Annotated in this window: 15 protein-coding genes; 4 read left to right on the top strand and 11 right to left on the bottom strand. The window is 69.8% G+C overall.

Going from position 1 to position 15,438, the window contains the following annotated elements:
- Positions 1–3 precede the first annotated feature (3 nt).
- The 5 genes from BLW81_RS18385 to BLW81_RS18365 all read right to left on the bottom strand — a co-directional run bounded on the left by BLW81_RS18385 (position 4) and on the right by BLW81_RS18365 (position 4,999).
- Positions 4–1,434, bottom strand: coding sequence for a nitrate/nitrite transporter (locus BLW81_RS18385; protein ID WP_083408417.1), 1,431 nt, complete (start codon positions 1,432–1,434; stop codon positions 4–6).
- Between the two features lie 136 nt (positions 1,435–1,570).
- A complete protein-coding gene (locus BLW81_RS18380; RefSeq protein WP_083408416.1) occupies positions 1,571–1,963 on the bottom strand; it encodes a universal stress protein in 393 nt (130 codons plus the stop codon).
- A gap of 28 nt (positions 1,964–1,991) precedes the next feature.
- The gene (locus BLW81_RS18375; RefSeq protein ID WP_083408415.1) at positions 1,992–3,530 is read right to left on the bottom strand and encodes a tripartite tricarboxylate transporter permease; all 1,539 of its coding nucleotides are present in this window, start codon (positions 3,528–3,530) and stop codon (positions 1,992–1,994) included.
- Positions 3,531–4,043, bottom strand: a complete 513-nt coding sequence (locus tag BLW81_RS18370; RefSeq protein ID WP_083408414.1) for a tripartite tricarboxylate transporter TctB family protein — start codon at positions 4,041–4,043, stop codon at positions 3,531–3,533.
- On the bottom strand, positions 4,040–4,999 hold the full coding sequence (locus tag BLW81_RS18365) for a Bug family tripartite tricarboxylate transporter substrate binding protein (RefSeq protein WP_173839643.1): 960 nt from the start codon (positions 4,997–4,999) through the stop codon (positions 4,040–4,042). The genes BLW81_RS18370 and BLW81_RS18365 overlap by 4 nt, the downstream gene beginning before the upstream one ends.
- A 120-nt stretch (positions 5,000–5,119) precedes the next feature.
- On the opposite strand from BLW81_RS18365, the gene BLW81_RS18360 reads away from it, so the two are divergent.
- Positions 5,120–6,742 carry a sensor histidine kinase gene (locus BLW81_RS18360; protein WP_083410634.1) on the top strand — a complete coding sequence of 541 codons (1,623 nt, stop codon included), beginning with the start codon at positions 5,120–5,122 and terminating at the stop codon, positions 6,740–6,742.
- On the top strand, positions 6,735–7,400 hold the full coding sequence (locus BLW81_RS18355; protein ID WP_083408412.1) for a response regulator: 666 nt from the start codon (positions 6,735–6,737) through the stop codon (positions 7,398–7,400). The genes BLW81_RS18360 and BLW81_RS18355 overlap by 8 nt, the downstream gene beginning before the upstream one ends.
- 8 nt (positions 7,401–7,408) lie before the next feature.
- Here the strand turns inward: BLW81_RS18355 and BLW81_RS18350 are convergent, their stop codons facing one another.
- The 3 genes from BLW81_RS18350 to BLW81_RS18340 form a co-directional block, all read right to left on the bottom strand.
- Positions 7,409–8,155: an alpha/beta fold hydrolase gene (locus tag BLW81_RS18350; RefSeq protein WP_083408411.1), complete on the bottom strand. Its 747-nt coding sequence runs from the start codon at positions 8,153–8,155 to the stop codon at positions 7,409–7,411.
- 104 nt (positions 8,156–8,259) lie between these two features.
- Positions 8,260–9,801 (bottom strand): phospholipase D family protein, encoded by a 1,542-nt coding sequence (locus BLW81_RS18345; protein WP_083408410.1) that lies wholly within the window; start codon positions 9,799–9,801, stop codon positions 8,260–8,262.
- The gene (locus tag BLW81_RS18340) at positions 9,798–11,342 is read right to left on the bottom strand and encodes a phospholipase D family protein (RefSeq protein ID WP_083408409.1); all 1,545 of its coding nucleotides are present in this window, start codon (positions 11,340–11,342) and stop codon (positions 9,798–9,800) included. The genes BLW81_RS18345 and BLW81_RS18340 overlap by 4 nt, the downstream gene beginning before the upstream one ends.
- 93 nt (positions 11,343–11,435) lie before the next feature.
- On the opposite strand from BLW81_RS18340, the gene BLW81_RS18335 reads away from it, so the two are divergent.
- Positions 11,436–12,152, top strand: coding sequence for a type 1 glutamine amidotransferase (locus BLW81_RS18335; RefSeq protein WP_083410633.1), 717 nt, complete (start codon positions 11,436–11,438; stop codon positions 12,150–12,152).
- On the opposite strand, the gene BLW81_RS18330 is transcribed toward BLW81_RS18335, so the two are convergent.
- Positions 12,131–13,480 (bottom strand): TIGR01777 family oxidoreductase, encoded by a 1,350-nt coding sequence (locus tag BLW81_RS18330; protein ID WP_083408408.1) that lies wholly within the window; start codon positions 13,478–13,480, stop codon positions 12,131–12,133. The genes BLW81_RS18335 and BLW81_RS18330 overlap by 22 nt on opposite strands.
- A gap of 96 nt (positions 13,481–13,576) precedes the next feature.
- On the opposite strand from BLW81_RS18330, the gene BLW81_RS18325 reads away from it, so the two are divergent.
- Positions 13,577–14,251, top strand: a complete 675-nt coding sequence (locus BLW81_RS18325; RefSeq protein WP_083408407.1) for a phosphoribosyltransferase — start codon at positions 13,577–13,579, stop codon at positions 14,249–14,251.
- Here the strand turns inward: BLW81_RS18325 and BLW81_RS18320 are convergent.
- Complete coding sequence (locus tag BLW81_RS18320; protein WP_083408406.1) at positions 14,248–14,592, bottom strand: hypothetical protein; 345 nt, start codon at positions 14,590–14,592, stop codon at positions 14,248–14,250. The genes BLW81_RS18325 and BLW81_RS18320 overlap by 4 nt on opposite strands.
- Positions 14,593–14,617: 25 nt before the next feature.
- Entirely contained in the window at positions 14,618–15,436 is an 819-nt protein-coding gene (wag31, locus tag BLW81_RS18315; RefSeq protein ID WP_083408405.1) for a DivIVA-like cell division protein Wag31, read from the bottom strand.
- Between the last annotated feature and the right edge of the window lie 2 nt (positions 15,437–15,438).

Here is a 15,438-nt window from a genome sequence, read left to right as displayed (position 1 = left end):
GCGTCAGGCGGGCACCGGGGAGGCGGCGCGGCCGATCTGCTCACCGGCGCCGGCCCGCGAGGTCTGCATCCGCAGGAACACGAACCAGGTGACAACCGCGCAGACCACGTAGAAGGCGAGGAACACCCAGAACGCGTTGGTCGCGGACTTCGCGTCGCTGACGTAGGACGCCCGCAGCACGATGTTGATGGCCACGCCGCCCAGCGCGCCGATCGCGCCGGCGAACCCGATCAGCGCGCCCGACATGCTGCGCGACCACGCCGCCTTCTCCTCGCGGCTCAGGCCGTCGCGGCCCCGGGCCTTGGCCTCGAAGATCGACGGGATCATCTTGTAGGTCGAACCGTTGCCGATCCCGGACAGGATGAACAGCAGGATGAACCCGGCGACGTAGGCGGCCATCTGCCCGCCGGTCGGCGCCCCCGGCGCGCCGTCGTCGAGGACGCCGGCGGCGACCAGCACCCCGGCGCCGAAGATCATCGCGACGAAGGTGTAGAGCGTGATCTTGCCGCCGCCGATCCGGTCGGCCAGCTTGCCGCCGAACGGCCGGGAGATCGAGCCGAGCAGCGGGCCGATGAACGCGATCTGGGCGGCGTGCAGCGACGCCTCGGCCGCGGTGTCTCCGCCGGCGAGGAAGTTGATCTGCAGCACCTGCCCGAACGCGAACGAGAACCCGATGAACGACCCGAACGTACCGATGTAGAGAAAGCTCATCACCCAGGAGTGCTTGAACCGCAACGCTTCTGCCATCGCGCCCAGATTGGACCGCTGGTTGCCGAGGTTGTCCATGAACACCGCGGCGCCCAGTGCGGCGCAGGCGATCAGCACGAGGTAGATGGCACAGACGATCTCGGGTGCGGTGTTGCTGACCGCGGCGATCACCAACAGGCCGACCAGCTGGATCACCGGCACCCCGATGTTGCCGCCGCCGGCGTTGAGGCCGAGCGCCCAGCCCTTGAGCCGCTGCGGATAGAACGCGTTGATGTTGGTCATCGACGACGCGAAGTTGCCGCCGCCGAGGCCGGCGACCGCGGCCACCACCATGAACGTCGTGTACGACGTGCCGGGGTTGTTCATCACCCACAGCGTCAGCACCGTCGGGATCAGCAGCAGCAGCGCCGAGACGATCGTCCAGTTGCGGCCGCCGAACTTCGCGGGCGCGACGGTGTACGGGATCCGCATCACGGCGCCGACCAGAGTCGGCATCGCGACCAGGTAGAACTTGCCTGCCGCGTCGATGCCGTAGACGTTCTGCGGCATGAACAGCACCATCACCGACCAGATCGACCACACCGAGAAGCCGACGTGCTCGGCGAAGATCGACCAGATCAGGTTGCGTTTGGCGATGGCTTTGCCCGGTGGGTTGCCGTTGGTGCCCTCCCAGGCCTCGACGTCTTCGGCGTCCCAGTGCTCGATGGTTCGGCTCGCAGTGTTCACGGCCCTAACAGTGGCGGCCGGCCATTCCGCGGCCGTTGCACCTCGGTGTCCGAAACGTCAACACCCGCTCACTTGGCCGGGTCTTTGCCGAGGGGGCGCCCGAAACGCGGCCGAAACAAATGTGGCGCGGGTTACGTCAGCTGTCGTCGGGCTTGACCGCGAGCACCGGCTTGGGACAGTCCAGCAGCACCTGCTGCGACACGCTGCCCATCAGCAGCTTGCCGACCGGGCTGCGGTGCCGGATCCCGATGACCAGCAACTCGGCGTCCGGGCGCTCCATCGCCGTCAGCAGTTCGCGTGCGGTGTCCACGCCGACGGGCTGGGTGAGCTCGTAGGCGACACCGCACTCGTCGAGCCGCTTCTCGACGTCGTGCACCTCGGTTTCCTGGGCGAACCGCGGATCGGCGTAGGCCTCACCGGATGTCGAGTTGATGACCAGCAGCGAGGTGTCGCGTCGGCGCGCCTCGGCGATGCCGTGCTCGAGCGCCGCCCGGCCGAACGGATCGGCGCTGTATCCGACGACGATCATGTCGCCTCCTCCCGCAAGCGGTCGTCGGTCATGACTGCACCGCCTTCTCCCGTTGGTCCGCGTCGTCCTCGACCACCAGCAGCGTCTCTTCGCTGCGGTGCAGCAGCCGCAGCACCAGCGGCATCAGCAGCAGGATCGCCATGAGCACGTAGACGACGATCGCGACCGGCTCGGTGAACAGGCTCGACCAGTCCCCGCCGCCGAGTTGAAGTGACTGCCGCAGTTGACGTTCGATGCGTGGTCCGAGGATCACCCCGATGATCAGCGGCAGCACCGGTAAGCCGAACCGGCGCATCATCAAGCCGAGCAACCCGAACACCAGCAGCAGCGCCAGGTCGACGGCCTGGACGTTGACCGCCAGCGCACCCAGCGTCGCGAAGAACAGGATGCCGGCGTACAGGTAGGGCCGCGGCGTGCGTAACAGCTTGGCCCACAGGGGCGCTAGCGGCAGGTTGATGACCAGCAGCAGGAAGTTGCCGATGAACAGGCTCGCGATCAGCGTCCAGATCAGCAGCGGCTCCTTCTCGAACAGCGTCGGGCCGGGCTGGATGCCGTAGGACACGAACGCGGTGAGCATCACCGCGGCGGTGGCGTTGGTGGGCAACCCCAGCGACAGCATCGGCACCAAAGTGCCCGCCGCCGAGGCGTTGTTGGCCGCTTCCGGGCCGGCGACGCCCTCGATGGCGCCCTTGCCGAACTCGTCCTTGTGCTTCGAGAGCCGCTTCTCGGTGATGTAGCTCAGGAAGGTCGGCAGCTCGGCGCCGCCGGCGGGCAGCGCGCCGAACGGGAAACCGTATGCGGTGCCGCGTAACCACGGCTTCCACGAGCGACGGAAGTCGTCGCGGCCCATCCACGGCCTGCCGACCGGGATGACGTCGGAGGGCCGACGCCGGAGGTGCGCGGCGACCCATAGTGCCTCGCCGACGGCGAAGATCGCGACCGCGACCACCACGATGTCGATGCCGTCGGACAGCTGCGGCATGCCGAACGTCGCGCGCGGTTGGCCGGTGAGGAAGTCGATGCCGACGATCCCGATCGCCAGCCCGAGGAACAGTGAGATGGCCCCGCGCAGTTTGGAAGCGCCGAGCACGGCCGTGACCGCGACGAGGGCGAACACCATGATCGCCAGATACGAGGGCGCCCCGAGCGTCACCGCGAACCGCGAGATCGGTGGCGCGAACGCCGCCAGCAGCGCGGTGCCGATCGCGCCTGCGACAAACGACCCGATCGCCGCGGTGGCCAGCGCCTGCGCGGCGCGGCCCGCCTTGGCCATCTTGTTGCCCTCGATCGCGGTGATCACCGACGACGATTCTCCGGGCGTGTTGAGCAGGATCGACGTCGTCGACCCGCCGTACATGCCGCCGTAGAAGATGCCGGCGAACATGATGAACGCCGCGCTCGGGCTGACGTTGTAGGTGACCGGGAGCAGCAGGGCCACCGTCATCGCGGGCCCGATGCCGGGCAGCACGCCGACGGCAGTGCCCAGCAGCACCCCGATCACGGCGTACAGCAGATTCATCGGGGTGACGGCCTGCTCGAACCCCGAAAGCAGCATGTCGAGTTCCATCTACAGGATCCCATCCAGAATGCCTGCCGGCAGCGGGATTCCGAGCCCGGAGTAGAAGGCGTAGAAGCTGAGCACCGACAGCACCACCCCGATGACGATGTTGCGGACGTAATGCCGGTTGCCGAGAATGGTTGCCGCGCCCGCGAACAGCAGGGCACCGGTGATCGCCCAGCCCAGCGGCTGGACCGCAACGATCACCGCGACGAACAGGCCGACCAGCAGACCCACCGTGCGCCAGTCCCCCGGCGTGTCCGGGTCGACGTCCTCGCCCGCGTCGGCCTCGCCGACCGAGCCGCGCGGGATCGCGATCGCCAGGACGACCGCGAGCACAATCAACACGACGCCGATCACGATCGGGAACAGTTTCGGTCCGACCGGATCGACCTTGGCGAACCCGGCCTCGAGCGACAACGCGTCGTAGATCAAGAACGCCCCGACCGCGACCAGCACGGCGCACACAATGAATTGCGCCCAGTCGATGCGTCTTTCGGTAGTGGGCTCGGGCGTACTCACAGCAATCCCAGTTCGGTCAGCGTCGACGAGACGCGGTTGTCCTGGTCCACCAGGAACTGTTCGAAGGCCTCGCCGGTGACGAACGCGTCGGTCCAGCCGTTCTTCACCAGCGCGTCCTTCCAACCCTGGGTCTGGTGCAGTTCCTCGAGCACCTTGATCATCGTCTCCTTCGCGCTATCGGAAATGCCTGGTGGAGCAAGGATTCCGCGCCAGTTGGCGAACGTCAGGTCGATACCGGACTCTTTGAGCGTCGGGGCGTCGACTCCCTCGACGCGCTCGTCGCTGGACACCGCGAGCACCCGCAGCTGGCCGGCCTCGATCTGGTCGATCAGCTCGCCGGGGCTGGAGGTGCCTGCGGTGATCTTCTTGCCCAGCAGCGCCGTCAGCAGGTCGCCGCCGCCGTCGTAGGTGACGAAGTTGACCTTGCGCGGGTCGATCCCGACGGCGCGTGCGGTCTCCATCGGGAACAGGTGGTCGGGACCACCCGGGGAGGAGCCGCCGCCGATGGTGATGTTCGCCGGATCGGCTTTCCAGGCCGCGACGAAATCCTGCACCGTCTTGAACGGCGAATCCGCGGGCACGAAGATCGCGCCGGGGTCCTCGATCATCTTGGCGAGCGCCGTCGCGTCGGAGGCCTTGATCCGCGAGCCGTTGGTATAGGCGGCGCCGACGACGCCGAGCCCCATCGTCATCATCAGGTCGTCGTTGCCGCGTTCGTTCATCAGCCGCGCCATCGCGACGGTGCCGCCGGCGCCGATGACGTTGAAGACCTCGACGCGACCGGTGATGTCGTCGTCCTCCATGATCTTCACCGCGGTCCGCGCGGTCAGGTCATAGCCGCCGCCGGGGCTGTTGGGCACCATCATGCGCAGCCGGTGCAGCCCGCGGTCGTCGTCGTTGCGGGTCACCCCACAGCCGCTGAGCAGCAGCGCCACGATCGCGAGGAGAACCAGCACGGTCCTCGTGGGCGTCGTTTTCACCTCGTCCCCAATCTGCTGTGATGCTCAGCAATACTGGACCGCACAGTGACACGCGTCACCGATAAGTACGCAAAGGACGTTTTGGTCGTTATGAACATGACGGCGCGAGCGTGGTCACCCACCCGCATCCTGCGCAGCCTCGCCGGCCAGTTCCTGGTGTTCCAGGTGCTGGTCGTCGCGGTCGTCCTGGTGGCGGTGGGCGCGGTCTCGGTGGCGCAGTCGACGCGGGAGTTCCGCGAGGTGAGGGGGCAGCGGATGATCGCGGTCGCCGAGAACATGGCCTCGACTCCCGTGGTGCGCGACCGGTACGCCGACCCGTTCGCGTCGCGGGTGCTGGCACCGGAAGTGGACCGTGCGGTCGCGCTGTCGGGCGCGGGACTCGCCGAGATCCTGGACCCCGACGGCACGGTGCGCGCGTCCTCGGAGCCGTCGCGCGTCGGCACGCGGGTCGACCTCGGCCCGAGCCGCGCCGACGAGGGCCGAGCGTGGTTCGGCGACACCGACATCGACGGTGTGCACAATTTGATCGGGCAGGTGCCGATCCTCGACACCGACGGGCGGGTGTTGGCCTTGGCGTCGGTCAGCGAGCCCTACCCGTCGGCCTGGGCGCTGCTCGGTGGCGCCGGTGAGCGAATGCTGTTCTACCTCGGACTCGGTGCGGCGCTGGGGCTGTTGGCGTCGTGGCTGCTGTCGCGCCGCATCAAACGCCACACCCGCGGATTGGAGGTCGCCGAGATCGCCGGCCTCGCCGATCATCGAGAAGCGTTGCTGCACAGCATTCGTGAAGGTGTGGTCGCGGTGAATCCCGAGGGGGTCGTCACGGTGCTCAACGACAGCGCCCAGGAGCTGCTCGGGATCACCGGCGACGCGGTCGGGCAGCGGGTGGACTCGGTCGGCATCGACCCCGCCGTGGTCGAGTTCCTGCTGTCCGGAGAGGACGGCCGCGACGTGGTGATCGTGACCAGGACCCGGGTGCTGGCGCTGAACCGGCGCGCGGCGACGAGCCAGGGTCAGCAGATCGGCACCGTCACCACCATGCGCGACAGCACCGAACTCGCCGCCCTGCAGGGGCAGCTGTCGTCGCACAAGAGCGTGACGGATACGCTGCGCGCGCAGACGCACGAGTTCGCCAATCAGCTGCACACCATCTCCGGCCTGGTGCAACTCGGCGAGTACGAGTCGGTGCGCGACCTGATCGGGACCCTGACCCGGCGGCGCGCCGAGATCAATGATGCAGTCACACAGGCGATCTCCGATCCTGCGGTGGCCGCTCTGTTGATCGCCAAGACGACGTTGGCGGCCGAGAGCGGGGTGGTGTTGACGATCGACCCGCGGTCACATCTGAGCACACTCGACCCGGCGCTGGCCACCGATGTGATCACCCTGCTCGGCAACCTGGTCGACAATGCGGTGGACGTCTCGGTCGGCGCGGATCCCGCGCGGGTCACTGTCCGCGTCGACGACCGAGACGGTCTGCAGATCACCGTCGTCGACTCCGGCCCCGGTGTGCCCGAGCATCTGCGCGAGGCCATCTTCGCGCGCGGCGTCACCTCGAAACCCGAGGTCCCCGGCGGCCGGGGCATCGGGCTGGCGCTGGTGCGGCTGGTCACCGCCCAACACGGCGGAACCGTTGCGGTCAGCGATGATACGGACGGCGGCGCGCGGTTCGAGGTCCGCCTGCCGGTCGGGTTCGTCAGCGAGCGGGCCGGCCATGCGTGACGTGCTGATCGTCGACGACGATTTCATGGTCGCCGAGATCCACCGCCGATTCGTCGAGCGGGTGGACGGGTTCCGCCCGGTGGGCGTCGCCCGCACCGGCGCCGAAGCGCTGTCGGCCGCAGCCGAACTGCGGCCGCACCTGATCCTGCTCGACGTGTACCTGCCCGACATGACGGGTCTGGACGTCCTGCAGCGGTTGCGGTCGGCGGGTGACTCCGTCGGCGTCATCGTGATCACCGCGGCCCGCGAACTCGACACGGTCAAGGGCGCGTTGGACGGCGGCGCCGCGGACTACCTGATCAAGCCGTTCGAATTCGGGCAACTGAAAGCCAAACTCGAGGCGTTCGCCACCCGTGCCGACGCGCTGGAGTCCGCGAGCGGGGTAGACCAGTCGCTGATCGACTCGCTGTTCGGCCACGCCGGCGCCCCGGCACCGATGTTGCCGAAAGGACTCGGCGCCGAGACCGGCCGGCTCGTCCTCGACGCGGTCCGCTCTGCGGGCGAGGTGTCGGCCGCCGAATGCGCTGATCTGGTAGGAATTTCGCGCGTCAGCGCCCGCCGGTACCTCGAGCACTACCTCAGCACCGGTGCGCTCGAGTTGCGGCTGCAGTACGGCGTCGGCCGGCCCGAACGCCGCTATCACCTGCGCCGCGGATAGGACGGCGGTCAGCCGAGTTCGGCCCAGAACCGGGACAGCACGTCGGCGCCTCGGGCCGGGTCCTGCAGCATCCACCAGTGCCCGAGGCCGTCGAGCACCACGGTTTGCGCACCGGCACGCTGCGCGGCGCGGCGCCGGTTCTCTGCGGTCCCGACGAACGGGTCCTCGGTCGCGTCGAGGCACAACCCCGGTCGGGCGGCGGCCTTCTCGAGGTCCGCTCCGGCCTCGGCCATCACCGGTTGGGCGGCCGACCGATACAACGCCAGGATCGCGCGCCGCATGTCGGCGCCCTGCGCGGCCGCCAGTGACCGCGCGGTCTCCCCGGGGATGCCGATCGCCGTCAGCTGACCCGCCCGCTCGTCCACGCTGCCGGCCATCATGGTGTCGAGAAACTCCTCGCCGGCGCCGGGTGTGTGCCAGACCTGGGCGGCGTCATGCCAGACGTAGTCGGCGTCGAAGATCCCGATGTCGTCGCTCACCCAGCTGCGCAGCAGATCGGGCCGGTGCATCGCCACGTTGACCGCGTGCAGCCCGCCCCAGTCGTGTCCGACCAGGTCGACCGGTGCGCCGATCCGCTCCAATTCGGCTTCCAGCCAGCCCCGGTAGTCCCGGTGGCCGGCGCCGAAGTCGGGTGGCAGCGGTGCGCCGAAGCCGGGCGGCGACAACCGCACCACGTCGTCGCGACCGAGCGCGTCGACGAGTGCGTTCCAGATCGCATCAGTTTCGGGGACACCGTGCACCAGGACGACCGTCATGGCGCTGATCGTAGGCGCCTGGCCTAACAGCTCGATTCTGCGGCCAGGGCGGTGATTCGCGGGCGACGACAGCCCTCAGCGCAGAATCGACGCCGATGCGCGAGTCACAGTCGGCGCCGGAGCCGGTCGCGGTACGACCGACCGTCCGGGTCGTACATCAGCCGGTACGCCGGCTCGGCCCACACCCGCGTGAGCAAGCCCAGCCGCTCGGCCTTGTGCGGACGCAGCCGGCCGGGCGGCCGCGGCCCGACCCGTCCCGACGCATGCCAGGCGTCGAGCGCGTCTGCCGCTGCGTTGATCTCGTCGACGGCCGTCATCGGGTCGGCCAGTCCGCCGTCCTCGCTCCCGTCGTCCGCGCGGTCCAGATGCTCGCGCAGCAGCCGCAACCGCAGATCCCGCGCGAAGACGCCGTCCTCGTCGAGCACCGCGCACGACAGCTCGCTGTCGTGCGTCCACGACCGCCGGTTGAAGTTGTCGCTGCCCGAACACGCCCACACGTCGTCGATGACGCAGACCTTGGCGTGTACGTACACCGGTGTGCCCGCGTGGTTTTCGACGTCGAACACGTGCACCCGGTCCGGCGCGGCCTGCCGGCACGTCTCGATCGCCTGCCACCGCCCGACCTGGTTGGGCGGCAACGCGAGCTTGCCGTCCACGTCGGGATACCGCGGCACCACCGCGACCAGATGCAGATCCTCGTTGGCGCGCAACGCCTTGGCGAACAGCACGGCGACCCGCTTGGACCACAGGTACTGGTCCTCCAGATAGATCAGTCGTCGCGCCCGCGGCACCGCCTTGCTGTAGGCGCGGGCGATGCTGCGTTCGCCGTGGACCGCGAAATCGTAGGCGAAGTGCGCATCCGGATAAGTGCGCAACACCTGAACGTGATGCGGTCCGCACACCGGCGGGTCCGGCGGCTGCTCGGGCAGCGCGTCCGCGGTCATGTCCGCGCCGCTGAACTTGTCCCGCAGCCACGCCAGCGGGTTGAGCATGTCCAGCGACGCCGGGTCGGTCCAGCGTTCCCGGAACGTCTGGTCCAACGCTCCGACGACCGGTCCCCGCAACTGCAACTGCACGTCGTGCCAGGGCGGCCGGTCGCCGTACGCCTCATGCATCTGCAACGCCTGCGGGTCACCGTGGTGCGCCGCGTCATCGCGACGCGAATGGCACAGGTCGATGCCGCCGGCGAACGCGACGTCGCGCTGCGGCTCGTCCGGATGCCGGATCACCACGAGCTTCTGATGATGCGAACCACCGATGCGGACCCGCTGATCGAGCAGCACCTCACCGCCGGCGCGTTCGATGTGCTCGCCGAGGTGACGGTTCTCCTCTTCGCTGTAGGCCAGCTTGTCCAGGTGCGACCGCCACACCAGACCCTTGACGATCACGCCGCGTTCGGCTGCGCTGCAGAACAATTCGCGGATCGTCGGCCCGTCGTCGCGCAGCTTCTGGTCCGGGTCGCCGCGCCAGTCGGTGAAGAACACGTAATCACCCGCCTGCAGGGCCTCGACCTCGGTGACCAGCCGATCGAAATACGTCGCACCGTGCACGAGCGGCTCGACGTGGTTGCCCGAACACCAGGCGGGCAGGTCCGAGTCGGGGTTGCCGCGCTCCTCGGCGGTGAGAAACCACTCGTCGAGCTTCACGGCCGCCGCCCCAGCAGCCGGTCGCGGTAGGACCGTCCGTCCGGGTCGAACAGCACCCGGTAGGCGGGTTCGGCCCACAGCCGCGTCCACGGGTCCACGCGCTCGACCGAATGCGGGCGCAGCCGCCCCGGCGGCCGCGCTCCCTCGCGTCCCGACGCGTGCCACGCCTCCAATTGCTCTGCCCCGGCGACGACCTCGTCGACCGCGGTGTCCAGGTCGGCCAACCCGCCGTCCTCGCTGCCATCATCGGCCCTGTCCAGGTGTTCGCGCAGCAGCCGCAACCGCAGATCGCGCGCGAATCCACCGTCGGCGTCGAGCACCGCACACGACAGCTCGCTGTCGTGCGTCCACGATCGCCGGTTGAAGTTGTCGCTGCCGATACAGGCCCAGGTGTCGTCGATCACGCACACCTTCGAGTGCACGTAAACCGGTGTGCCCTCGTGGTTCTCGACGTCGAAGACATGCACCCGGTCCGGCGCCGCGCGGCGGCAGGCGCCCAGCGCCAGTTCCCGGCCGACCAGCGTCGGTGGCCGGCCCAGCCCGCCTTCGAGGTCGAAGTGGCGCGGCACCACCGCGACCAGGTGCAGGCCGGGGTTGGCCTCGAGCGCACCCACCAGCAGGTCGGCAACCTCCTCGGACCACAGGTACTGATCCTCCAGATAGATCAGCCGACGCGCCCGCCGCACCGCCTTGGTGTAGCCGCGCGCGATGCTGCGCTCCCCCTCCTTGGCGAACTCGTACTGGATCAACGCGTCGCCGTAGGTCCGCAGCACCTGCACGGCGTGCGGACCGCACGGCGGCGGATCCGGCGGCTGCTCCGGTAGCTCGGGCCGGGCGGCGTCGCCCTGGAACCGGTCGCGCAGCCACTCGAACGGGTTGAACAGGTTCAGCGGCGCCCGCGCGGTCCAGCGTTCGCGGAACGTCTGGTCCAGTGCACCGACGACCGGGCCGCGCACCTGCAGTTGGACGTCGTGCCACGGTGGGCGCTCGCCGTAGCGTTGCGACATCTGGATGGCCTGCGGGTCGCCGCGGTGCGAGGCGTCGTCGCGGCGGGAGTGGCACAGGTCGATGCCGCCGATGAACGCGACGTCGCGGCGCGGGGTGCGGGGATGGCGCAACAGCACCAGCCGCTGATGGTGCGACCCGCCGAGCAGGACCCGCTGATCGAGCAGCACCTCGCCGCCCGCGCGCTCGATGGCCTCGGCGAGGTGGCGGTTCTGCTCCTCGTTGAACTGCAGCCGATTGGGGTAGGACCGCCACATCAGTCCCTTGACCTGCACGCCGCGCTCGGCCGCCGACCGGAACAGCTCCGCGACCGTGGGCCCGGCGTCGCGCAGCCGCTGGTCGGCGTCGCCGCGCCAGTCGGCGAAGAACAAGTGGTCGCCGGGGCCCAGCGTCTCCACTTCGGTGACGAGCCGATCGAAATAAGCCGCACCGTGGATCAGCGCTTCGGCCTGGTTGCCCTCGCTCCACGCGGGCAGTTCCCAGCTCGGGTTGCCGCGCTCACGGGAGGTGAGGAACCACTCGGCCAGGACAGACACGGTGTGGGATGCCCGGTTGCGGGTCGATTTACGCACCCGCTGCGCCGTTATCTGGCCGTGCGCTGCCCCACCCGCTACGGCGATAATGGCGCCGTGTCCGAGAAGGTTCTGTTCCTCTACAACGAGCATCTGGCGACCGAGGCCCTGCTCGGTGAGGCGTTCACCGAACACGGCTTCGACGTCGACACCTTCGAAGTGGTGCCCGCCGACCGTCGTGCGCAACCGGCCGGCGAGGTGGTCTTCCCCGACCCCACCGGCTACGACGTCGTCGTGCCGCTCGGCGCCACCTGGCCGGTCTACGACCCGGCGCTGCTGGACACGTGGGTGTCGACGGAGATGGCGATGCTGCGTGACGCCGCCGACGCGGGGGTCGCCCTTCTCGGTGTGTGTTTCGGCGGTCAACTGCTGGCCCAGACCTTCGGCGGCTCGGTGGCGCGCTCTCCGGCACCCGAGATCGGTTGGTACGACGTCGAATCGGCCGATGACAGCCTGATACCGGCAGGCCGGTGGTTTCAGTGGCACTACGACCGGTGGACGCTCCCGCCGGGTGCGGTCGAGGTGGCGCGCACCGCCGACGCGTCGCAGGCGTTCCTGCTGGGGCGCACGCTGGCGCTGCAATTCCACCCCGAGGTGGACCGCTCGCTGCTGGAGCTCTGGCTGGCGATCGACGACGGCGAGCTCGCCGAGTTCGGCCTCAGCCACGACGAACTACGTTCGCAGACAACGACGTTCGCCGACGCATCCCGGGTGAAGCAGCTGGTCGGCAACTTCGTCACCCGGGTGGTGCATCAGCCGTGCCCGAGCTCGTGAGCGAGCGCGTCGCGCAACTGCGGGCGGCGGAACCGGTGCCCCAGCGACTCGAGTCTCGCCGGCGCCACCCGCTGGCTGGCCTCGGCGAGCTCGCGGACACCTTGCTCTCCCAGCAGTAGCCGCGGACCGAATGACGGCACCGGCACCAGCGCGGGCCGGTGCACCACGTTCGCCAGCGTCGCGGTGTACTCGCCGTTGCGGACGGGTTCGGGCGCGACCGCGTTGACCGGCCCGGTGAGCCGCTCGTCGTAGAGCGCGCGGTGATACACGTCGAGCAGGTCGTCCAACCCGATCCAGGCCAGCCACTGCCTGCCGTCGCCCAGCCGGCCGCCGAGCCCCGCCGCGAACAGCGGCCGCATCAGCCGCAGCGTCCCGCCCCGGGCGGACTGCACGATCCCGGTGCGCACCGCCACCACCCGCAACCCGGCGTCGGCCGCGGGCGTCGTCGCCTCTTCCCAGTCGGCCACCACGTCGGCGAGGAACCCGTCGCCGCGCACACTGTCCTCGGTCAACACCGCGTCGCCGCGGTCGAACCCGTAGATGCCGATCGCCGAGGCACTCACAAAGGTCCGCGGACCGTCAGCGGTCTGGGCGGCCAGCTCGGCGAGCCGGCGGGTCGGCTCGATGCGGCTGTCCCGGATCGCGCGCCGGTGCCGGTCGGTGAACCGTCCCGCGATCGACGCCCCGGCCAGGTGGATCACCGCGTCGACACCGGTCAGCAGGTCGGCGGCGGGGCGGTCGGGATCCCACTGCCGGTCGTCGGCGCCGGTGGGCCGGTGGCGCACCAGCCGGACGATCCGGTGCCCGCCGGTCCTGAGGAACGCGGTCAGCGCCGTGCCGACCAGGCCGGACGCGCCGGTGACGGCGATGACCAGCGGCCGCAGCCCGGCGTCGGCCGCGGCTCGATGCGCGGCCAGGTCGTCGGCGAGCTGGCGGTGCCGATAGACGAAGGTCGCCCGCAGCGCCGCCGCGGGGACGGGGGTGTCGACGCGGTCGTGCACGCGCGTCCCGGGCCCGACGGCGGCGAAGTCGTGGGTGTGGGTCCAGCGGCTGACCAGGCGCGGCGGCCAGGAGGCGGGGCCCGCCGAGGACAGCGTGTCGACGAACCGGCGCGGCGGGTCATAGCCGGCCGGATCGTGCTGGGCCACCCACCGCAGCCCGCCGGGCAGGCCGAGCACCGCGCGCCCGTCGGCCAGCGATGTCGTCTCGGCGACCACCGTCATCGGCTGCCACGGCGGCACCAGTCGACGCATCGCGCCCGGGCGGGTGTGCCAGCCGAACACCTCGTCGAGCGGATGGTCGACGACGCTCTCGAATTCGATCCCCATGACCTGATATTCGTCGCTGCCGCGGTGGTGGATTGCGTCCGGGTCGGGTATCCGCAGTCGTAGGCTGACGATGTCCCGACCACCGGAGGGACTGTGATGAGCGGATGGAGCGGCCTGGCCCGTCGCAACGTCAAGCGCGTTTACCGGGACCGGCGCGAGGCCGGCGAGGTGCTGGCCGGCGAGTTGGCGTCCTACCGCGGCCGCGACCTCGTGGTGCTGGGCCTGGCGCGCGGCGGTGTGCCGGTCGGTTGGCAGGTGGCCCACGCGCTGCGCGCCCCGCTCGATGTCTTCCTGGTCCGCAAGCTCGGGGTGCCGCAGTGGCAGGAGCTGGCGATGGGTGCGCTGGCCAGCGGCGGCGGCGTCGTGATCAACGACAGCCTGGTGCGCAGCCTCGGGATCCGGGACGAGGACATCGACGACGCGATCGCCCGGGAGACCGAGGAACTGCACCGCCGCGAACGGGCTTACCGCGGCGACCGGCCGCCGGCGGACCTGCAGGATCGGATCGCGGTGCTCGTCGACGACGGGATCGCCACCGGCGCCAGCATGATGGCCGCGGTGCGCGCGGTGCGGGCTCAGCGGCCCGCGCAGGTGATCGTCGCCGTGCCGGTCGGCCCGGCGTCGGCGTGTACCGAGTTAGCTCGTGAGGCCGACGACGTGGTGTGCGCGTCGACTCCGCCCGGGTTCGAGGCGGTCGGTCAGGTGTTCGAGGACTTCCATCAGGTCAGCGACGACGAGGTCCGTGAATTGCTCGCTGCGCCAACGGTTTAGCGGCTGGCGTCCTCGTCGGTCTCGGCCTGTTCCACGACGGTGGTCTCGGCGTCCGCAGAGTCGGAATAAGTATCAGCCGGGTCCGGCTCGGCCACCGCGGTGGTGTCCTCGTCGGGGTAGTCCTCGTAGTACTCGACCTCGGGTTCGGGCTCGGCGGCACCGGCCCCGGCGTCGTCGGCTCTGCCCTTGGACCGGTCCCGCACGGCGTCGACGATGAGCAGCACCACACCCACCAGGCTGGCCGCGATGCAGACCCAGGCGATCAGCTCATTGCTGGTGACGACGGCGGTCACCAGCGCCGCAAGGCCGATGACAGCGAGGACGAGCGCGACGATCAGCATTGATCAACCCTCGGTTGAAGTGGATTCAGTTGTTGCCCCGGTTGAACTGGTTGAACCCGCCGCCACCATCGTTTCCGGCGCTGGAGTCCACCGGCGCGGCCGAGCCGCGCTGCCCGAGCTCCTCGAGCTGCGATTCCAGATAGGTCTTGAGCCGGGTGCGGTACTCACGCTCGAAGGTGCGCAGCTGTTCGAGGCGACCCTCGAGCACGGTGCGCTGCTGGTTGATGGTGCCCATGATCTCGGAGTGCTTGCGCTCCGCGTCGGCCTGCAGCGCGTCGGCCTTCTCCTGAGCCTGGCGCAGCTGCGCCTCGGAGCGGGTCTGGGCGTCGGCGAGCATGGCGTCGGCGCGCTGCCGAGCCTCGGTGACGGTGGTCTCCGCGGTCTGACGGGCCTCGCTGACCATCGCGTCGGCCTGGGCGCGCGCATCGGCGAGCAGCTTGTCGGACTCGGCCTTGGCCGTGCTGGTCAGCCGGTCGGCGGTGTCCTGGGCGAGGCTGAGCACCTTGGCCGCCTTGAGCGTCTGGTCCTCGCTGGCCTGCGCGGACGGCGCCTCGTAGACCGGCTGCGGAGCGGGCTGCGGCGCCGGCTCGGGCGTCGGCTCGAAGTGCGGGATCGCCTGCGTCGACTGCCCACCCGAGCTGGCGCCACCGGAGCGGGCGCTGGCCAACTCCTGGTCCAGTTCGGCTACACGCTGCCGCAGATCGGTGTTCTCCTCGATGAGCCGCGTCAGCTCGTTCTCCACCAAGTCGAGGAACGCATCGACCTCGTCCTCGTTGTAACCGCGTTTGCCGATGGGCGGCTTGCTGAACGCGACGTTGTGGACGTCGGCGGGTGTGAGCGGCATTG

It is taken from the genome of Mycolicibacterium rutilum, from assembly GCF_900108565.1.
GTDB classification, from domain to species: domain Bacteria; phylum Actinomycetota; class Actinomycetes; order Mycobacteriales; family Mycobacteriaceae; genus Mycobacterium; species Mycobacterium rutilum.
This window is presented reverse-complemented; position numbering and strand designations above follow the sequence as displayed.

What these genes read in the sequence shown, in the direction of transcription:
- BLW81_RS18380 (WP_083408416.1), bottom strand. Translation starts at nt 1,963, where the DNA reads ATGATCGTCGTCGGATACAGCGCCGATCCGTTCGGCCGGGCGGCGCTC.
- BLW81_RS18375 (WP_083408415.1), bottom strand. Translation starts at nt 3,530, where the DNA reads ATGGAACTCGACATGCTGCTTTCGGGGTTCGAGCAGGCCGTCACCCCG.
- BLW81_RS18360 (WP_083410634.1), top strand. Translation starts at nt 5,120, where the DNA reads ATGACGGCGCGAGCGTGGTCACCCACCCGCATCCTGCGCAGCCTCGCC.
- BLW81_RS18355 (WP_083408412.1), top strand. Translation starts at nt 6,735, where the DNA reads ATGCGTGACGTGCTGATCGTCGACGACGATTTCATGGTCGCCGAGATC.
- BLW81_RS18350 (WP_083408411.1), bottom strand. Translation starts at nt 8,155, where the DNA reads ATGACGGTCGTCCTGGTGCACGGTGTCCCCGAAACTGATGCGATCTGG.
- BLW81_RS18330 (WP_083408408.1), bottom strand. Translation starts at nt 13,480, where the DNA reads ATGGGGATCGAATTCGAGAGCGTCGTCGACCATCCGCTCGACGAGGTG.
- BLW81_RS18325 (WP_083408407.1), top strand. Translation starts at nt 13,577, where the DNA reads ATGAGCGGATGGAGCGGCCTGGCCCGTCGCAACGTCAAGCGCGTTTAC.
- BLW81_RS18320 (WP_083408406.1), bottom strand. Translation starts at nt 14,592, where the DNA reads ATGCTGATCGTCGCGCTCGTCCTCGCTGTCATCGGCCTTGCGGCGCTG.
- wag31 (WP_083408405.1), bottom strand. Translation starts at nt 15,436, where the DNA reads ATGCCGCTCACACCCGCCGACGTCCACAACGTCGCGTTCAGCAAGCCG.